The organism is Streptomyces sp. NBC_01351 (assembly GCF_036237315.1).
Lineage (GTDB): Bacteria > Actinomycetota > Actinomycetes > Streptomycetales > Streptomycetaceae > Streptomyces.
Map to the genome: position 1 here is coordinate 1,657,230 of NZ_CP108356.1, position 17,317 is coordinate 1,674,546.

Genomic DNA, 17,317 nt, shown 5'->3' on the forward strand with positions numbered 1-17,317 from the left:
TCCTTTGAACAGGATCGCCATGCCCACGCCCTCCTCGCCCCTCCTGCCGGACGAACGCCTGGCCACGGGGGCAGCCCGTCTCGCCACCCGGTACGCCGGCCACTTCGCGCCGGAAACCGTCCTCGGCCTGCTCGCCGACTCCTACACCCGTCTCGCCGAGCACGCCCGGATCCGTACGCACCTCGTCGTGCTGGCGGAGCGGCTGACCGCCGAGCGCCTGGACGCCCTCGCCCACACCCAGGGGCTGACGAGCGGCGGCCGGACGCGGGTCCTGTTCGTGTGCAGCCAGAACGCCGGCCGCTCCCAGATGGCCGCAGCCCTCCTCACCCACCGAGCAGGCGAGCGCGTCACCGTCTCCTCCGCGGGCACCCACCCCGCCGACGAGGTCGAGCCGCACATCGCCCAGGCCCTCACCGAGGCCGGCGCGGACCTCACCGACGCCTACCCCAAACCGCTGACCTCGGAAGTCGTCGAGGCCGCCGACATCGTGATCACGATGGGCTGCGGCGACGCCTGCCCCGTCGTGCCAGACCGCCGCTACCTCGACTGGCCCGTCGCCGACCCGGACGGAGCGCCGATCGCCATCGTCCGCGACATCCGCGACGCCATCGACGCCCACATCACCGAGCTCCTCACCCAGCTCGCACTGTAAAGCTCGTCCCGCATCCCCACCGCAGTCCCCTCACCCCAAGGAAGAACAGATGTCCTCCGCTCCTGCCGCCTCCGTCCTGTTCGTCTGCATCCACAACGCGGGCCGCTCCCAGATGGCGGCCGGGTTCCTCCGCCACCTCGCCGGCGACCGCGTAGAGGTCCGCTCCGCCGGCTCCGTGCCCGGCGACCGGATCAACCCCTCCGCCGTCGCCGCCATGGCCGAGCTGGACATCGACATCTCCGACCAGAAGCCGAAGGTCCTCACCCCCGAGGCCGCCCAGGCATCCGACTACATCATCACCATGGGCTGCGGCGACGCCTGCCCGTACTTCCCCGGCAAGACCTACCTCGACTGGCAGCTCGAAGACCCCGCCGGCCAGGGCGTCGAGGCCGTCCGCCCCATCCGCGACGAGATCAAGGGCCTCATCGAGGGCCTGATCGCCGAGATCGACGCCAAGAAGCAGGTCTGACTCCATGACCGACGCGACCACCACCGGCGCTGACGACGGCATACGCAACGTCATCATCATCGGCTCCGGCCCCGCCGGATACACCGCAGCCCTCTACACGGCCCGCGCCCAGCTGAAGCCCCTGCTGTTCGGCAGCTCGATCTTCGTCGGCGGCTCACTGACCACGACCACCGAGGTCGAGAACTTCCCCGGTTTCCCGGACGGCGTCGACGGCCCGGACCTCATGACCAACATGCGGGCCCAGGCGGAGAAGTTCGGCGCCGAGATGATCGACGACGACATCGTCTCCGTCGACCTGACCGGCACCGTCAAGGAAGTCACCGACTCCGAGGGCACCGTCCACCGCGCGAAGGCGGTGATCATCGCGACGGGCTCCGGCTACCGCAAGCTCAACCTCCCGAAGGAGGAGGAACTGTCCGGCCGAGGCGTGTCCTGGTGCGCCACCTGCGACGGGTTCTTCTTCCGCGACCGCGACATCGTCGTGGTCGGCGGCGGCGACACCGCCATGGAGGAAGCCACCTTCCTCACCCGCTTCGCCCGCTCGGTCACCATCGTCCACCGCCGCTCCACCCTGCGCGCCTCCCAGGTCATGCAGAACCGCGCCTTCTCGGACGACAAGATCTCCTTCCTCTTCGACAGCGAGATCACCGAACTGGACGACAAGGACGGCATGCTCTCCGGCCTCACCGTCCGCAACGTGATCACCGAAGAGACCCAACACCTCGACGTGACCGGCCTCTTCATCGCCATCGGCCACGACCCGCGCACCGAGCTCTTCACCGAACAGCTCGACCTGGACGCCGAGGGCTACCTCAAGGTCCACTCCCCGTCCACGCGCACCAGCCTCCCCGGCGTCTTCGGCGCGGGCGACGTCGTCGACCACACCTACCGCCAGGCCATCACCGCCGCTGGCACCGGCTGCGCCGCAGCCCTCGACGCAGAGCGGTACCTCGCCGCCCTCGACGCAGAGCGGTACCTCGCCGCCCTCGCCGACGCGCGCTGACCGCCACCACACACGAGAGGAGGCCGCACCGTGGCCCTCAAGAGCGTGACCGACGCATCCTTCATCGAGGACGTCCTCCAGAGCGACAAGCCCGTACTCGTCGACTTCTGGGCAGCCTGGTGCGGCCCCTGCCGCCAGCTCACCCCGTCGCTCGAAGCCATCGCCGCCGAACACGGCAAGAAGATCAAAATCGTCAAGCTGAACATCGACGAGAACCCGGAAACGGCCGCCGCATACGGCGTCATGTCCATCCCCACGATGAACGTCTTCGTCGGCGGCAGGGTCACCAAGACCATCGTGGGTGCCAAGCCCAAGGCCGCCATCGAACGCGAACTGCGCCACCTACTGAAAGCCTGAGTCGACGGCGTTGGCCTGAGCGCGAGCGGTGATCGGCACGCCTGCGGGCCCCCGCCCGAGCGGCGAGCGCGAGACCGACAGTGCCAGCGTCGACCGTAGGCGCTCGGTCCGCCGGCCATAACGACGAGTCAGCCCCGGCATCGGCCAGCTCCTTCCGTCCGCCGCAACGAGCCCGTCTGGCGGTCTTCGTCAGTCCTACAGGCCACTTCCCCGGGCTTCGTCGAGGTGGGTGGGGGCGAACATGCGGAGCAGGGCGGGGAGGACCACGACGCTCGGGCCGGGGGTTGCCAGGGCTGCTGCGAGGTCGTGTTCCAGGTCGGGCGGGCTGGTCAGTGTGGCCGGGACACCAAAGGATTCGGCGAGGCGGACGAAGTCCGGGCGGGTGAGTTCGGTTGCGGTGGCCCCGCCGAAGGTGTCGGTCATGTACTCGCGCAGGATGCCGTAGCCGCCGTCGTCGACGATCAGCCAGGTGACGTTCAGGCCGAGTTGGGCGGCGGTGGCGAGTTCGGCTATCGAGTACACCGCCCCGCCGTCCCCGGAGACAGCGAGCACCGGGCGGTCCGGGGCGGCGACCGCCGCCCCGAGCGCCGCGGGGAATCCGTAGCCGAGGCCGCCGGCGCCCTGGGCGGAGTGCATGGTGTTCGGTCGGCGGGCGTCGAATGCGGACCAGGCCCAGTAGCCGAGGATCGTCATGTCGAAGAAGACCGGGGAGTCGTCGGGCAGGGCGCGTCGCAGGGCGGCCAGCAGTTCGCGTTCCGGTTCCAGGTCCTGCTCGTCGAGTCGGGCCCGGATCCGTTTGAGGAGGCCGGCCGCTGCCTCCTCGGCTCGGCCGTCCGGTTGCCTAGCCGGGATGGAGTTGTACAGGGCGGCCAGGGAGAGTCGGGCGTCGGCGTGGATGCCGAAGGCGGGATGGTTGGACTCCAGCTTGCCGAGGTCCGCTTCGATCTGGATCAGCCGGCCGCGTGGGGCGAAGGTGTGGTAGTTGCTGGAGAGTTCACCGAGTCCGGAGCCGACCACCAGTAGGACGTCGGCGTCTTCGAGCAGGTCGGTGGTGTGGCGGTCCTCCAGCCAGGATTGGAGGGAGAGCGGGTGCTCCCAGGGGAAGGCGCCCTTCGCGCCGTAGGTGGAGGCCACGGGGGCGCGCAGCAGTTCGGCGAGCAGGAGGAGTTCGGCGGTGGCGCCCGAGCGCACCACTCCGCCGCCCGCCAGGATGACGGGCCGCTCGGCCTGCGCCAGGAGCAGGGCCGCCTCGGCGATCAGCTCGGGCCGGGGGTCCAGGGGGCGTGGCTCGGCTCGCAGGCCGGTCACCGGAGGGACGGTGGTGGGGGCCAGGAGTACGTCTTGGGGGATCTCCACCCAGACCGGGCCGTACGGCACGGTGAGAGCGGACTGCCATGCGGCGGCCAGGGCGGAGGGGATCTGCGAGGCGGTGCGCGCGGTGTGTACGGATTTCACGATGTCGCGGAAGCTGGCTTGCTGGTCGGTGAGTTCGTGGAGGTAGCCGCGACGGCGGCCGCCGAGTCCGGCCGAGGGGATCTGGCTGGAGACGGCGAGCACCGGGACGGAGGCGGCCGCGGCCTCCTGGAGCGCGGCGAGCGAGGTGAGGGCGCCCGGTCCGGTGGACAGGAACAGGGGCGCGACGGTTTCGGCGGTGCGGGCGTAGCCGTCGGCGGCGAAGCCGGCGTTGTTCTCGACCCGCAGGCCCACGTAGCGCAGTGGGGAGCGGCGCAGCGCGTCGAAGAGGCCCAGGGCGTGCTGGCCGGGGAGGCCGAAGACGCAGTCGGCGCCGAGTGCGGTGAGTGATTCGACGACGAGATCGCCGCCGTTGCGGACGTGGTTCACCGGACTCCCCCAGCAAGGGTCTTGGCCATCCGGGCGCGTGTTGCGGTATTCATCAGCGCCTCTCAGTGGGCGTAGTCGGGGGCGATGCGTTCGACGAGGCGGAGCAGGGCGGCCCAGGCCAGGTCGTACGCCTTGTCGTCCTGGAAGTCGGAGCCGTGCTCGTCCCCGGAGAGTTGGCGGGCGGTCAGTTCGCAGACCTCGGGGGCGGGGATCAGGAGCGGAGCTCCGCCCGCCATGGCCGTGGTCTGGATCTGGCAGGCGTTCTCCAGGTAGTGCATGCGCAGGAAGGCCTGCGCGGGGCTCGTTCCGACGGTCAGCAGGCCGTGGTTGCGCAGGATCATCGCGGGGTGGCCGCCCAGGTCGGCGACCAGGCGCTGCTGCTCGTCGAGGTTGAGGGCGACGCCTTCGTAGTCGTGGTAGCCCAGCCGGTTGTGGAACTCCATCGACATCTGATTCAGCGGTAGCAGCCCGCCCTCCTGGGCGGCGACGGCGCAGCCCGCCCGGGTGTGGGTGTGCAGGACGCAGTGGGCGTCCTCTCGGGCACTGTGGATCGCGCTGTGGATGACGAAGCCGGCCGGATTCACCGGGTGGGGACTCGGCTCCACCGCGTTTCCGGACAGGTCGATCTTCACCAGGTCGGATGCGGTGATCTCCTCGAAGAGCAGACCGTAGGGGTTGATGAGGAAGTGCTGTTCGGGGCCCGGGAGGCGGGCCGAGATGTGGGTGAAGATCAGGTCCGTCATCTTGAAGTGCGCGACCAAGCGGTAGACGGCGGCGAGTTCGCGGCGCAGGTCGAGTTCGGTGGCGTTCACGGGGTAGTCCGTCCGGTCAGCAGTCGGCGGTCGGTCGCTGAGCGGTCAGCGTTCGGCGATCGCGGTGGCGGCGACTGCGGTGGCGATGGGCTCGTCGTTGTGTGCGGTGTTCTGACCGGCCAGACGGTGGCGCCACTGTTCCAGGATCCCGGCGTCCGTGGGCCGGGTGGTCAGGCTGACCACCAGGTAGGCGACGAGGCTGACGGCGAGGCCGTAGTAGATGGGCTCGTTGGCCAGGACGCCCTTGGTGGCCATCAGGACGATGACGGTGAGGCCGCCGGTCGTCATGGCGGCGAGCGCGCCCTGGATGTTGCCGCGCCGCCACAGCAGGCCGCCCAGGATCGGTACCAGGAGGCCGCCGACCAGCAGGTTGTAGGCGACGGTCAGGGCCGCGAGGACGTCGTCGAGCAGGCAGGCGATGACGATCGAGATGACGCCCAGGGCCACGATCGTCACGCGGTTGGAGCGGACCTCGTCGTGGTCGTCGGCCAGTTCCCGGGCCGGGCGTCCGCCGAGGGTGCGCAGCCGCGCCCAGATGTCATTGTTGGCCACCGTCGCCGAGGCGATCAGGGCGCCACTGGCAGTGGACATCATCGCCGAGAGCGCCGCGGCGAGGACCAGGCCCTTGACGCCGGTGGGCAGCAGGTTCTTGACGACGGTGGCGAAGGCGCTGTCCGCGCTTTCCAGCGTCGGGTAGAGGGTCTTGGCCGCCATGCCGATGAAGGCGCCGGCCAGGGCGTAGACCAGGCAGTACACGCCGGCCGCGGTGCCGCCGTAGGAGGCGACCTTGTCGGTGCGGGCGGTGAAGACGCGCTGCCAGATGTCCTGGCCGATCAGCATGCCGAAGGTGTAGATCAGCACGAAGGTGAGGATGGTCTCCCCGCCGATCGAGGTGAAGGAGAAGTAGCTGTCCGGGAGTTTGTCCTTCATCTCCGCGAAGCCGCCCGCCTTGACCACGGCGATCGGCAGGAGCAGGACGAGTACGCCGATGCTCTTCACCACGAACTGCACCATGTCGGTGAGGGTGATGGACCACATGCCGCCCATGGCCGAGTAGCCGACCACGATGGAGCCGCCGATCACCACGGCCGCCCAGCGCGGCACGTCGAACAGTACGTCGAAGACGGTGGCGTAGGCGATGGTGGAGGTGACGACCAGCATCAGGGTGTAAACCCACATCACCAGGCCCGAGATGACGCTGGCGGCGTCGCCGTAGCGCAGCGAGAGCATGTCGGCGACGGTGTAGACCTTGAGCCGGGCGATGCGGGCGGAGAAGAAGATGCTCAGGGCGAGCAGGCCCAGGCCGATGGCGAAGACCATCCAGGCACCGGAGATCCCGTAGGTGTAGCCGAGGCGCACGCCGCCGATGGTGGAGGCGCCGCCGAGGACGACGGCCGCCATGGTGCCCGTGTACATGAGGGGGCCGAGACGCCGCCCGGCGACGAGGAAGTCGCTCTTGGACGAGGCGCGTCTCTTGCCCCACCATCCGACGCCGACGATACCCAGCAGGTATCCGATCATCACTACGTAGTCGATCGCCATGAGGGGTCCTCCGATGGGGTGCGGCCGCGAGGGGGAGGTGGCCGCCCGATGATTTCCGAAAAGGGGGACAGCGACGGCCGACCACGGGGTGAGGTGGCGGCATCAGAGCTGGTGGATCGGGGATGAGAGAGACGCTATTCCGGTTGCGGACTCCAGAGAAGAGCAGGTTTCATCCAATGTGATGGGGCAGAATGGATGAACCATCCAATGGACGGACAGCGCATCATGACCACTCCCCACGATCCCGCGCCCGGCTCCCCCGCCCTCCCCCTCGCCACGCTGCTCGCCGACCCCGAATTGGGTCTGGAACAGATCGCGGGCCCCGTCGACGACCGGCTGATCGGAACCGCCGGGACCACCGAGGTCGAGGACCCCGCTCCGTACCTGATCGGCGGCGAACTGCTCCTCACGGCCGGCGTGCGCCTTCCGCAGACCCCCGAAGGCATCGACGCCTACGTACGCGGCGTGGTCGGCGCGGGAGCGGCCGCGCTGGGCTTCGGCGTGGCCCCGGTCTACGACGAGGTGCCGCCGGACCTGGTCACAGCCTGCGAGCGGCACTCCCTTCCCCTGCTGCGCGTCCCGGTCACCACACCGTTCGTCGCCATCGGCCGCTCCCTCTACGGGGCGATCGCCGAGGCCAGCACTCGCGACCTGCGGCACATCTCCCAGGCGCAGTCCGCCCTGGCCTCCGCCGCGGCCCGCCCCGATGCGATGCCCGCCGTCCTTCACCAGCTCTCCTCCCACCTCGGCGCCTGGACCGTGCTGATCGACGCGCAGGGCCGTGACCTGTTCAGCGCCGGCCCCCGGCCCGCCCCGGCCGTCCGGCAGCAGATGCTCGATCTGGCCGTACGCACGATGTCCCGATCACGGCTCGCCAGGGCGGGACGCACCCAGCCGCCGACCGCCGCGGCCGAGCACCACGCGGGCAGCCGGCTCACCGTGCACACGCTCCCCGGCAGGGAAGGCAGCACCGGGCCGCTCGTGGTCGGGATCGCCGCCACCACGCCGCCCACGGTCGTGCACCGCGCGGCGACCGGCGTGGCCACCGTCCTGCTCTCCCTGCTCACCAGCCCCCGCCACGCCCTCGGCACGGACAGCGCCGGCGCCGGCGCGCTGGTCCGGCTGATGCTCGGAGCGTCACCCGCGGACGTCGCCCCCGCCCTCCTCCCTGCCGACGCGCCGCCCGGCGGTCGCTGGGTCGTCGTCCACGGCCACCGCGGCGGGCCGGAGGCCGGCTCGAGCGTGCCCGTCGGCGGCGACCCCGTACAGCTCGCAGCACTTGGCACCGCGCTGAGCACCTCCTACCTCGACCTGGACGGCGACGCGCTGCGTGCCCTGGTCCCGGGCGCACCCTCGATCGACGCCGAGGCCGCCGCCCGGCTGGGCTGGACGCTCGGCCTCAGCTCGCCCTCGGCCACTGTCGACCTGCCGACCGCCGACACGCAGGCCGAGCGCGCACTGCGGCGCGCCCTCGCCACCGGTGAGCCGGTCGTGCACCACCGTGCCGAGGAGCAGAGCGTGCACGGCATCGTCAACGCCGCCGATGCCAGGGCCCTCGCCCGCGCCCGCTTCGCCCCGCTGGACACTGCCGCACAGCCCGGCCCCGCCGTGCTGCTGGAGACGCTGCGCACCTGGCTCGCACTGCACTGCAGCTGGGACCAGACCGCCACCGCACTCCAGGTGCACCGCAATACGGTGCGCCACCGCATCGGCCGCGTGGCCGACCTCCTGGAGACCGACGTCCAGGACCCCGACGTCCGGATGGAGCTCTGGTTCGCCCTCCACTGGCTGCCCGGCGAACGACAGCAGGACTGAGGCAAGCGAGCAGTCGCCTCGGGCCGCGGCCGGTGCTAGAAATAGAGCGTTATGAGGCTTACCGGCCTGTTCGGGGCACGGGGGGACCCTGTCGACCCCGAGGCGCCACCGCCCACCGAGGGGCAGCGTCGCCGGTTCCCGCTGAGGGTGCGCAGTGTCGCGAGCCAGGTGTTCGCACTGCAGCTCGCGATCGTGGTGCTGCTCGTTGCAGCAGCCGTGGTGGCGCAGGTGCTGCAGGCTCAAGCCGGGGTCATGGAGGATGCCCGCCATCGCTCGTTCGTGGGCGCCCAGACCTTCGCGAGCGCGCCCGAGACGCTGACGGCCATGAAGTCCGACGACCCGACCGCACTGCTTCAGCCGCGGGCGGAGCAGGCCCGGAAGAAGTCCGGAGTCGACTACGTAGTCGCGTTCAGCCCGGCCGGGACACGCTGGACCCACCCCGACCCCAACCTGATCGGGAAACACGTCACCGGCACCTTCGAGCACGGACTCGCAGGCGAGCCGTACACAAGCACCTTCGTCACACCGTTCGGCCAGGCCGTGGACACCACGGTCCCCGTCATCGACGCCGACGGGACGGTCGTCGGACTGGTGGCCGTCGGAATCAGCGTCGAAAGCGTGAACGAACGGGTCGCGCACCAGCTGCCGCTCCTGTTCGTCGCCGCAGCCGGCGCCCTGCTACTGGCGACGGCCGGCTCGGCCCTCGTAAGCCGGCGACTGCGGCGCCAGACCCACGGTCTGGAGCCGGCCGAACTGAGGCGGATGTACGAGCACCACGATGCCGTGCTCCACGCGGCGCGCGAGGGGGTGCTCATCGTCGGGGGCGACGGACGCCTCGTACTGGCCAACGACGAGGCACGGCGGCTGCTGGACCTGACCGGGGACGCGGAGGGACGCCAGGTCCCGGACCTGGGCCTGCCTCCGCCACTGGCCGAACTGCTGCTCGCCGGCCGGGAGGCGACCGACGAGGTGCATACCGCGGGCGACTGGCTGCTGGCGGTGAACGTGCGGCCCACCGAGCCGTACGGCGGCCCGCCCGGGAGCGTGGTGACGCTGCGCGACACTACCGAACTGCGGATCGTCGCCGGCGAGGCCGCCGTGGCCCAGCGACGGCTGAAACTGCTCTACGACGCGATGACCGAGATCGGCACCACCCTTGACGTCGTGAGGACGGCCGAGGAGCTGACCCGGTTCTCGGTCCCCCGCTTCGCCGACTTCGCCAGTGTCGATCTGGTCGCTCCGATCCTCCAGGGAGAGGAGCCGACGGGGACGACCCTTCGACGTACGGCCGTCACCGGCATCCGGCACGACCACCCCCTGTACGAGGTCGGCAAGGTGATCGACTTCGTGGCCACCGCCCCGCAGGCGATCGGCTTCGGCACCATGGAGCCGGTGCTGGAGGCGGACCTGCCCGGCTCGACCAAGTGGCGCGAACAGGATCCCGCCATCGCCCGGAAGATCATCGACCACGGCATCCACTCGATGATCGTCATCCCCTTGCGCGCGCGGGGCGTCCTCATGGGCGTCGCGAGCTTCTGGCGCTCCGAGAAGCCCGAACCCTTCGAGCAGGAGGACGTGTCGATCGCCGAGGAGTTGGTCGGCCGCGCGGCGCTGGCCATCGACAACGCCCGCAGGTACACCCGCGAGCACGCCGTGGCGGTCGCCCTGCAGCGCAGCCTCCTGCCACAGGGGGTGCCCGAACATTCCGCGCTCGATGTCGCATACCGCTATCTGCCCGCGCAGGCCGGGGTGGGCGGGGACTGGTTCGACGTTATCCCGCTGCCCGGCGCCAGGGTGGCGCTGGTCGTGGGCGACGTCGTGGGCCACGGGCTGCACGCGGCCGCCACCATGGGCCGCCTGCGCACCGCGGTGCACAACTTCTCCGCGCTCGACCTGCCTCCCGACGACCTCCTGGTGCACCTGGACGAACTGGTGAGCCAGATCGACAGCGACGAGGCAGCCGGCGGCGTCGGCCCGGGGCTCGCGGGAGCCACCTGCCTGTACGCCGTCTACGACCCGGTCGCCGGCCGGGTCAGCATCGCCCGGGCCGGCCATCCCGGTCCCGCGCTGGTCCTCCCCGACGGCACCGTTTCATTCCCGGACGTACCCCTCTCCCCGCCCTTGGGCGTGGGCGGCAGCCTGCCCGTGGAGAGCGCCGAACTTCTCTTGCCCGAGGGCTCACGACTCGTGCTCTTCACCGACGGACTGGTCGAGGACCGTGACCGCGACATCGATACGGGCCTGGAGTTGCTGCGCGTGGCCTTGGCCGCGGGTGCGGACCGTACGCCGGACGAAACGTGCGCCGCAGTCCTCGACACCGTGCTGCCCGCCCACCCCGACGACGACGTCGCCCTGCTGGTGGCCTGCACCCGGCTGATGGACCCCGCCCGGGTCGCCGAGTGGGAGGTCCCTTCCGACCCCGCGGCCGTGGCTCCGGTCCGCTCCGCTTGCGGACGCACTCTGACTGCATGGGGGTTGGAGGAAATCGGGTACGCCACCGAGCTGATCCTCAGCGAGCTGATCACCAACGCCATCCGCTACGGCACCCAGCCCATCCGCGTCCGCATGCTGCACGACGACGATCGCAGCCTGATCTGCGAGGTCTCCGACGGCAGCAGCACCTCCCCGCACATGCGGCGCGCGGCCACCACGGACGAGGGAGGCCGCGGCCTGTTCCTCGTCGCCCAGTTCGCCGAACGCTGGGGCACTCGCTACACCCCACGCGGCAAGGTGATCTGGACCGAGCAGTCGCTCCACGACAACCAAGAAGGACCAGGAGCCGACATGGTCGAACACCTCCTCGACCAATGGGACGACGAGGCCTTGTGACCACTTGAGGACGGCACACCCACCGCCTCTGCCACCCGGGGCGACCCGACTCTACGGATCAGCTGGGTGCTACCACGAGTCAGGCGCGCGCCGTCGAGGATCAGGTCGACCAGGCGCGGGACCAGGGTGTCCCCCAGCGGTTCGCCGGTGAGCAGTACCCGTGCGAGGACGGGGCCTGCGATGGCCTCGCCTCACAGCAGTCGAGGCCTCCGCCGAAATCGCGGGCGACGCCTTGTTCGTCCTCAACCCGGCACCCGCTCAACCGCTGCCCGCCACCCTACTCAAACGCGTCGATGTCCTGATCCCCAACCGCTACGAGCTGACCTCACTCGCAGACACACCACTGCCGACACGCTTGGAGGACGTCGCCTCCACATGCAACCTACTCGGCGTGGCGAGATCGCGTGGCAGTTCGGGCGCAGGGCGATCATCTACCCCGGATGCTACGGCCGCCGCGCCCCCAACTCCTGGACGTGGTCCACCTCCTATCTGGGATCCCCGACATCGGTGACATCGTCCGGCTGACCTTGGATTCTGGATTCTCACACCGGCCACCGCTACGGAAGGCAACCGCCCTGCGGGCCGCTTCACTGGCGGATGAGGCGTCCGCCTCCTGCGTCCGTGCGATGGCCCCGGGTCCTCGGTTCCCGCTCCTCCACCCGCTGCCGATACCTGGCTGCCTCCGGCCCCAGATCCGGGAGCGGCGCAAGGTCGACCGTCTGAGCAGCCCTTTCATTCTGGGACTGGCTGGACTTCTCGCACGCCTGATGCCGTGTTCGCCCGTCGGGGACTACCGACTGCACGCACACGGGCACAGACGCGCCGACGCCTTGCCGTGGGTCCGCTCGCTGTCGGAAGAAGCAGCCTGCTGCGGCCCACGGTCCTGCTCGCGAGTGTCGGCATCCAACACACGGAGTTGGTGAAGGCGCTGGGGTCACATGCCGCGCCTGCACGCCCAGCTCGTACCCCACGGGACCGATTACCTCCAAGTAAGCAGTAAAAACGCAGGTCACGGGGTAACCGATCGACCCACCTACCGGAGAGGGGTGGGAGAGAAGCCGCGTCTCGGATGACGAACACGCGACCCCTCTCCGGGCACCCCGATTTAGCGTCCCCCCTGTACCCAGTTGAAGGAGATCCCCAATGCAGCATGTCACCCCCGAGACCCGTGCAAAGATCGCCAACCTCTTCGCCGACCGGCGGCAAAACCAGCCCGCCAAGAACGAGTTGACGGCCCTGCTGGAGCTGTACGTCCAGCGCGTCCTCATCGACCCCGACCTGACCGCTCACGTCGCCCCGAGCACCCCGTACGTGCGCGTTCTGGACCAGCGGAGCGTCTGGGAGAAGACGCCGGAGACGCCCTTCGCCCCGGCCGTCGCAAACATCGGCGGCGACATCGACATCCACCTCGACCCCGAAGACTTCGGCGACCTCAGAGAGTTCGTCACATACAAGACACACCTCCAGCGGGACGTTCACCTGGCGTGTGTCGACCTGAAGAAGCACCCCACCGTCCTCGCCGTCCTGGCTGCCGTCGAGCTGACCCGTCGCGCCTACGAAAAGAACCGCGCCGGCCGCTGACCACGACGCATCACCCACACCTACCCGGTCTCCTGCCCGTGCGGCTCCCTCCTTGTGCGGGAGCCGTGCGGACACTCACGATCAGTGGGAAGCAAGTCACACTGGCCGTTCTGCTCCCCCGTCGGGGCCCGCGCCACCACCAGCGACGGCCACGCCGCCAAGTGCTACATGGGCAGGGACGGCAAAGCCCGCTGGAGCGGCGCGTGATCTGGCCACGCGACGGGGCCTCGCCAGCGGCGCGGCGGGCCCCGCCTGCGTTCGCGAAGGACTTCGCCATGAACCGCTGCCCCGCACAACAATGAACACGAGACTGTTTTGTGGGACGCCTTCGCCGAGAGCACGTGGAAGGACCCCAGCAGCGGGGAACATTGCTTCCGCTGGACCCAGTACAAGGACCACTCCACCGATCCCGGGCCTGACATCCTCGGCGGCCCGGAGACTGCGCTGGAGATCGACAGCGGTACCGGCCACGCCGCTGCATACCTCGATGCTGGGCCGCACGTCGTGAAGGCCGCCTGCGCAAGCCCGGTGAGCGCAAGGCCGTCCTGCTCGTGGGCGGCCTGCAGCAGGCCGCCCACGACCCAGAAGCCCCGCGGATGATCCTGGAGTAGGACGGCTTCGCCTGGAGCGTTGCAACGGTGGACAACTACGCGGCGGCCTGCCGCTACCTCAGCCCCAACGAGGGATCCCACTGAACCGACACGGGCCCCGTCACCGGACGCAACCCTCTCGCCCCCGGGACCGGACGTCACCGCAAGCCCTGACCGCCGCACACATCCCCGCCTCCCCGAGGCCTAGGAGATCGGGGGCGCCGCACCAACTCCCCGTTATTTTCGACTGATTCGGAGCGCCAACTCCAGGCGTGGCGCCTTGGATCATTTCCCACAGGACAGGCTCACCCAGCCAAATCCACCAGATCATCCGGAATCTCGAACAGCGCTCTAAACCCGGTTGAACAGTTCGCAAAGAGGCAGACCGCGGTTAGTGTCCTGGTGCAGACCAAGGGCCATCAGCTTCCCCGAAGCCGGGGACTGGCCCGGGATCTGCACGGGGAGAAGTCTCTTGAAGACCATCACCACATTGCGCCTCGCGGCCATCGCCACGGCGATCGCCGGACTCGCCGTCCTCGGCGGAACCGCGAACGCGGCAGATGAGCCTCACTCCCTGAGCGGAGAAGGCGGCGAGCTCGGCCCGCAGCACGCCATCACCTGCGGCTGGGACCAGGGCGTCGTAGCCCCATACAGCGTCGGCACCGACGTCGTCCGTGGCATGGTCCGCGTCAAGTGCTCCGACAGCCTCGACAAGGCCAACACCAGGGCCCAGCTCCAGGTTCTGGACGGCGGAAAGTGGTGGAACCGCGGCATCGGGGTCACCAGCTACTCCACCGCCAAGACCATCCACGTCAACGACGACAGCACCAAGCTCTCCGGCGTGTACATGTACCGCACCGTGGGCACCCACTACGGGCAGCACGGCAACGCCTGGGCGCTGCCCGTCTTCTACTCCAAGACGCAGTACCTCACCGGCTGATCAGGAGGACCGATGCGACCGATGGATCCCGATGCCCGGCGGCTTCTGGGCGTGGCGACCGAAGTGGCCCGGGTGCGTCACGGTGACGTGTGCGAGCCGAGGGACCTGGTCGTCGCCTACGTCATCCACGAGCTGATCCCTTCGGGCGAGTCTCCGACGATCTCCGCCCAGAACAGCACGTCGCCGGAACAGCTCCGCCTGTCGCCGGAGATCGAGGAAGTCCTCACGCTGGAGACGGACGAGCCCGTCGTCCTGGGCGAGTTCCTGGATCTGGCCAGGCAGGTTGGTCCCGAGCTGTACGAGTACCTCGGAGTGAAGTGAAGCAGCGTTACCTGGCCGCCGTCCTCTCCCTGGCCCTGACGGGCTGCGGAGGGGGCGGCGGTCCCTCATTGTCCGAGAAGATGGAACAGGCCGGGTGGAAGAGCGAACCGGTTCTGAAAGGCGCCGAGATGGAGCGGGGCCAGGTCTCGCCGGCCGCCTGCGAGAAGCTCTTCTCCCTGCTGGGCCACGAGGAAGACACCGACACCACCAGGGGCTTCAAGAAGGGCGAGGCGGCGTACCTCCTCGTCCGGGAGTGGAACGGGGCCGGATTCCCTGGCGACGTCTCGCGAGCGGCCGAAGCCTGCCCGGCGATGAGTATGGCCTACGGCCCCACCACGCTCACCTACACCGTCGCCGTCGAAGACAAGGGTGACCAGACCCGGCTACGGCTGACCGCGAGGGAGTCCGGGCAAGTGCTCGCGGAGCTACTCCTGGGCGCCTCCGAAGCCTCCGGCCGAAACCGCCTCGTCCGCGTCATGAACGCCCGTGACGACGGCACACAAGCCCTCCAAGTGGCCCTCACCTCCCCCTTGTGAGCGGCCCACAGGCCCCTGCCGGCGCGTGCGCCACGGGGCGGGGGCGGCGCCCGTACCAACGGACCGCACATGGACAGCGACTTCACCAACGACGAGGTGTGCGGACTCCTCGGGTCCCCAAGAACTGGCTCTACAGCTTCGCGATGACCCCGGCCCGCAAGAGGTTCCGTGCGGAACAGCTGCGGCCCAACTCCGCACGAAGCCCCCGCACCCGCGCTCCCGGATCGGCGGGGGCTTCGTCATGGACGCGAGCGTCTCAGCCCTCGTACCACCGGTAACGATCTTCAACAATCTGTGTACGCTCCGAACCCCTCACCCCAGCCCACACCCACCACGCCGAGAAGGAAACCCATGCCTACCCTGCCCACCTACGACCAGCACATACAGCCCCCGCCCCCACCGCCCCAAGACCCCGGCAAGTTCACCGCGAAGCAGAAGACGGCCCTGAGCATCAGCGCGATGTGCACCGTCCTCTTCACCCCGCTGTTCATCGCCGCGGCCTGCTCCCCGCTGCCGCCTCCCAGCCCAGCCCCGGCCCCCACGGTCACCGTCACCGTCACCGCGCAGGCCCCCCAGCCCACCAGCCCGGCCCCGGCTCCCGCGCTCATGCCACAAGCCGTGGGCGCCACCTTCACGGATGCGGTCAGGCAGATCGAGGCTGTCGGCGGCGGGGCTCCGCAGAGCGCATCCGCGTACACCGACGTCGAAGTCCCCGCCGACCACGCCACTTGGAAAGTCTGCTTCCAGACCCCGGACAAAGGCGCCCCCGTCAAGCCCGGTGAAACCCGCCTGGTCCTGGCAGCACCCGACGTGAAGTGCCCGGACAAGGAGGGCACCCGCCTCACCCCGGAGCCCGTACCCGCCCCTCCGCCCGCACCCAAGCCGGAGCCGACCCCCGACACCGACGAGGGCAGCACCTCCTCCTCCGGGGGCAGCGGATCGAGCGGCGGCGGCACCACGGGAGTCGGATTCGGCCGTTCCTGCTCCCCCGTCGGAGCCACCGCCACCACCGCCGACGGCCGTCCCGCCAAGTGCTTCATGGGCAAGGACGGCAAAGCCCGCTGGGGCTACAACAGCTGACGTCACCGAAGCCCGCCAGCACTACGCCGGCGGGGCTTCGTCGTTTCTGGACGGCCGGTCCGCTGCGACTCAGTCAGGGCACTCCCAGCTCCCGCCCCGCCGCCACTCCCCTGAGTAACCTGTCGTGAGCGACGTTGGACGGCCCCCGACCTGCGGCGTCCCTCTTGGCGAGACAGTGTCCGCTGGGGGGAATCTGGGGGGAATGAGGCCTCGTTGGGGGGCGGCTGGGGGGAATCGGCTGCATATATGGGCAGCAGGGTGAAAGGCTCCGAAAGGTCGATCACTGCAGGTCAGACGGCCTGTGCAGCGAATTTTCGCAGGTCAGCGGCGTGCGGGTGACGACTTCAAGAAGATCTCCTCGTGGGCCGCCATCCTGTTTGCACCCACACTCGTAGGAACCATCTACGGCATGAACTTCGAAGACATGCCCGAGCTCAAATGGGCAGGAGGCTACCCCTTCGCGATCCTGCTGATGGCGGTGGTCTGCGTCAGCCTGTACGTCATCTTCAAGAAGCGCGACTGGCTGTAGCTGGCAAGGCGGACTAGGTCTTCGATTTCCCAGCAGCAAATGTGCTAGGCCGCCACTTCGCGAGCTCTGGGGAGAATGCGCGGCGCTGGGGGGGACGTGTCATCGGCCCCAGACCAGCCACTCCGGACCTCTCGCCCGGCCGGCGAGCACTGCCATGCCAGCGCAGCCCGCCACAGATAGTGCGGTAATCCGTCGGTGCAGGGGTCTTGTCGGGGAACTTGAGCGCGGGTGACGTCGGCAGGCAATCCCGTTGGCACGACGGCGACATGGGTACGGGACCGGCTGGACGGGCCGTGCTGTGACGAGGGCTTCGCCGGCTGGTGACCTCCGCCGGGGACGCCAATGTTCGCGCCTACTCGCGCTGCCCGGGCACTGCAGAAGATCTCCTCGTGGGCCGCCATCCTCTTCGCCCCGGCCCT

Annotated in this window: 15 protein-coding genes and 2 pseudogenes; 14 read left to right on the plus strand and 3 right to left on the minus strand. The window is 69.6% G+C overall.

Translation table 11 applies throughout. The features are described 5' to 3' along the window. Nucleotides 1-19 precede the first annotated feature (19 nt). From OG625_RS07715 to trxA, 4 genes are read left to right on the plus strand one after another with little or no spacing between them, the layout of a single operon-like run. Nucleotides 20-652 (plus strand): arsenate-mycothiol transferase ArsC, encoded by a 633-nt coding sequence (locus tag OG625_RS07715; RefSeq protein ID WP_329377636.1) that lies wholly within the window; start codon nt 20-22, stop codon nt 650-652. A gap of 49 nt (nt 653-701) precedes the next feature. Continuing rightward, nucleotides 702-1,121, plus strand: coding sequence for an arsenate reductase ArsC (locus OG625_RS07720; protein WP_329377638.1), 420 nt, complete (start codon nt 702-704; stop codon nt 1,119-1,121). Between the two features lie 4 nt (nt 1,122-1,125). Then, complete coding sequence (gene trxB / locus OG625_RS07725) at nt 1,126-2,124, plus strand: thioredoxin-disulfide reductase (protein WP_329377640.1); 999 nt, start codon at nt 1,126-1,128, stop codon at nt 2,122-2,124. Between the two features lie 30 nt (nt 2,125-2,154). Further along, nucleotides 2,155-2,481 carry a thioredoxin gene (gene trxA, locus OG625_RS07730; RefSeq protein ID WP_329377642.1) on the plus strand — a complete coding sequence of 109 codons (327 nt, stop codon included), beginning with the start codon at nt 2,155-2,157 and terminating at the stop codon, nt 2,479-2,481. A 195-nt stretch (nt 2,482-2,676) separates the two neighbouring features. On the opposite strand, the gene OG625_RS07735 is transcribed toward trxA, so the two are convergent. The 3 genes and pseudogenes from OG625_RS07735 to OG625_RS07745 form a co-directional block, all read right to left on the minus strand. Beyond that, a complete protein-coding gene (locus tag OG625_RS07735) occupies nt 2,677-4,323 on the minus strand; it encodes a thiamine pyrophosphate-binding protein (protein WP_329377644.1) in 1,647 nt (548 codons plus the stop codon). Between the two features lie 62 nt (nt 4,324-4,385). Beyond that, nucleotides 4,386-5,162 (minus strand): annotated as a pseudogene (locus OG625_RS07740) (class II aldolase/adducin family protein); the annotation flags it as partial. Nucleotides 5,163-5,180: 18 nt separating this feature from the next. Beyond that, nucleotides 5,181-6,677: a sodium:solute symporter gene (locus OG625_RS07745; protein WP_329377645.1), complete on the minus strand. Its 1,497-nt coding sequence runs from the start codon at nt 6,675-6,677 to the stop codon at nt 5,181-5,183. 225 nt (nt 6,678-6,902) lie between these two features. Between OG625_RS07745 and OG625_RS07750 the strand changes: the two genes are divergently transcribed. From OG625_RS07750 to OG625_RS07790, 10 genes and pseudogenes are all read left to right on the plus strand, one after another. Next, nucleotides 6,903-8,492, plus strand: coding sequence for a helix-turn-helix domain-containing protein (locus tag OG625_RS07750; protein ID WP_329377647.1), 1,590 nt, complete (start codon nt 6,903-6,905; stop codon nt 8,490-8,492). 51 nt (nt 8,493-8,543) lie between these two features. Continuing rightward, on the plus strand, nt 8,544-11,321 hold the full coding sequence (locus OG625_RS07755; protein WP_443067683.1) for a SpoIIE family protein phosphatase: 2,778 nt from the start codon (nt 8,544-8,546) through the stop codon (nt 11,319-11,321). Nucleotides 11,322-12,464: 1,143 nt separating this feature from the next. Continuing rightward, nucleotides 12,465-12,902 (plus strand): hypothetical protein, encoded by a 438-nt coding sequence (locus OG625_RS07760; RefSeq protein WP_329377651.1) that lies wholly within the window; start codon nt 12,465-12,467, stop codon nt 12,900-12,902. Between the two features lie 84 nt (nt 12,903-12,986). After that, the gene (locus OG625_RS07765) at nt 12,987-13,109 is read left to right on the plus strand and encodes a hypothetical protein (protein ID WP_329377653.1); all 123 of its coding nucleotides are present in this window, start codon (nt 12,987-12,989) and stop codon (nt 13,107-13,109) included. A 272-nt stretch (nt 13,110-13,381) separates the two neighbouring features. After that, nucleotides 13,382-13,513, plus strand: coding sequence for a DUF6087 family protein (locus OG625_RS41410; RefSeq protein WP_443067873.1), 132 nt, complete (start codon nt 13,382-13,384; stop codon nt 13,511-13,513). Nucleotides 13,514-13,964: 451 nt separating this feature from the next. Beyond that, a complete protein-coding gene (locus OG625_RS07770) occupies nt 13,965-14,432 on the plus strand; it encodes a hypothetical protein (RefSeq protein ID WP_329377655.1) in 468 nt (155 codons plus the stop codon). A gap of 12 nt (nt 14,433-14,444) precedes the next feature. Then, the gene (locus OG625_RS07775; RefSeq protein ID WP_329377657.1) at nt 14,445-14,753 is read left to right on the plus strand and encodes a hypothetical protein; all 309 of its coding nucleotides are present in this window, start codon (nt 14,445-14,447) and stop codon (nt 14,751-14,753) included. Then, nucleotides 14,750-15,289 carry a hypothetical protein gene (locus tag OG625_RS07780; RefSeq protein WP_329377659.1) on the plus strand — a complete coding sequence of 180 codons (540 nt, stop codon included), beginning with the start codon at nt 14,750-14,752 and terminating at the stop codon, nt 15,287-15,289. The genes OG625_RS07775 and OG625_RS07780 overlap by 4 nt, the downstream gene beginning before the upstream one ends. 351 nt (nt 15,290-15,640) lie before the next feature. After that, nucleotides 15,641-16,369 carry a PASTA domain-containing protein gene (locus tag OG625_RS07785; RefSeq protein ID WP_329377661.1) on the plus strand — a complete coding sequence of 243 codons (729 nt, stop codon included), beginning with the start codon at nt 15,641-15,643 and terminating at the stop codon, nt 16,367-16,369. 337 nt (nt 16,370-16,706) lie between these two features. Then, nucleotides 16,707-16,898 (plus strand): annotated as a pseudogene (locus tag OG625_RS07790) (CorA family divalent cation transporter); the annotation flags it as partial. Nucleotides 16,899-17,317 lie beyond the last annotated feature (419 nt).

What these genes read in the sequence shown, in the direction of transcription:
- OG625_RS07755 (WP_443067683.1), top strand. Translation starts at nt 8,544, where the DNA reads ATGAGGCTTACCGGCCTGTTCGGGGCACGGGGGGACCCTGTCGACCCC.
- OG625_RS07720 (WP_329377638.1), top strand. Translation starts at nt 702, where the DNA reads ATGTCCTCCGCTCCTGCCGCCTCCGTCCTGTTCGTCTGCATCCACAAC.
- OG625_RS07750 (WP_329377647.1), top strand. Translation starts at nt 6,903, where the DNA reads ATGACCACTCCCCACGATCCCGCGCCCGGCTCCCCCGCCCTCCCCCTC.
- OG625_RS07760 (WP_329377651.1), top strand. Translation starts at nt 12,465, where the DNA reads ATGCAGCATGTCACCCCCGAGACCCGTGCAAAGATCGCCAACCTCTTC.
- OG625_RS07785 (WP_329377661.1), top strand. Translation starts at nt 15,641, where the DNA reads ATGCCTACCCTGCCCACCTACGACCAGCACATACAGCCCCCGCCCCCA.
- OG625_RS07745 (WP_329377645.1), bottom strand. Translation starts at nt 6,677, where the DNA reads ATGGCGATCGACTACGTAGTGATGATCGGATACCTGCTGGGTATCGTC.
- OG625_RS07715 (WP_329377636.1), top strand. Translation starts at nt 20, where the DNA reads ATGCCCACGCCCTCCTCGCCCCTCCTGCCGGACGAACGCCTGGCCACG.
- OG625_RS07775 (WP_329377657.1), top strand. Translation starts at nt 14,445, where the DNA reads ATGCGACCGATGGATCCCGATGCCCGGCGGCTTCTGGGCGTGGCGACC.
- trxB (WP_329377640.1), top strand. Translation starts at nt 1,126, where the DNA reads ATGACCGACGCGACCACCACCGGCGCTGACGACGGCATACGCAACGTC.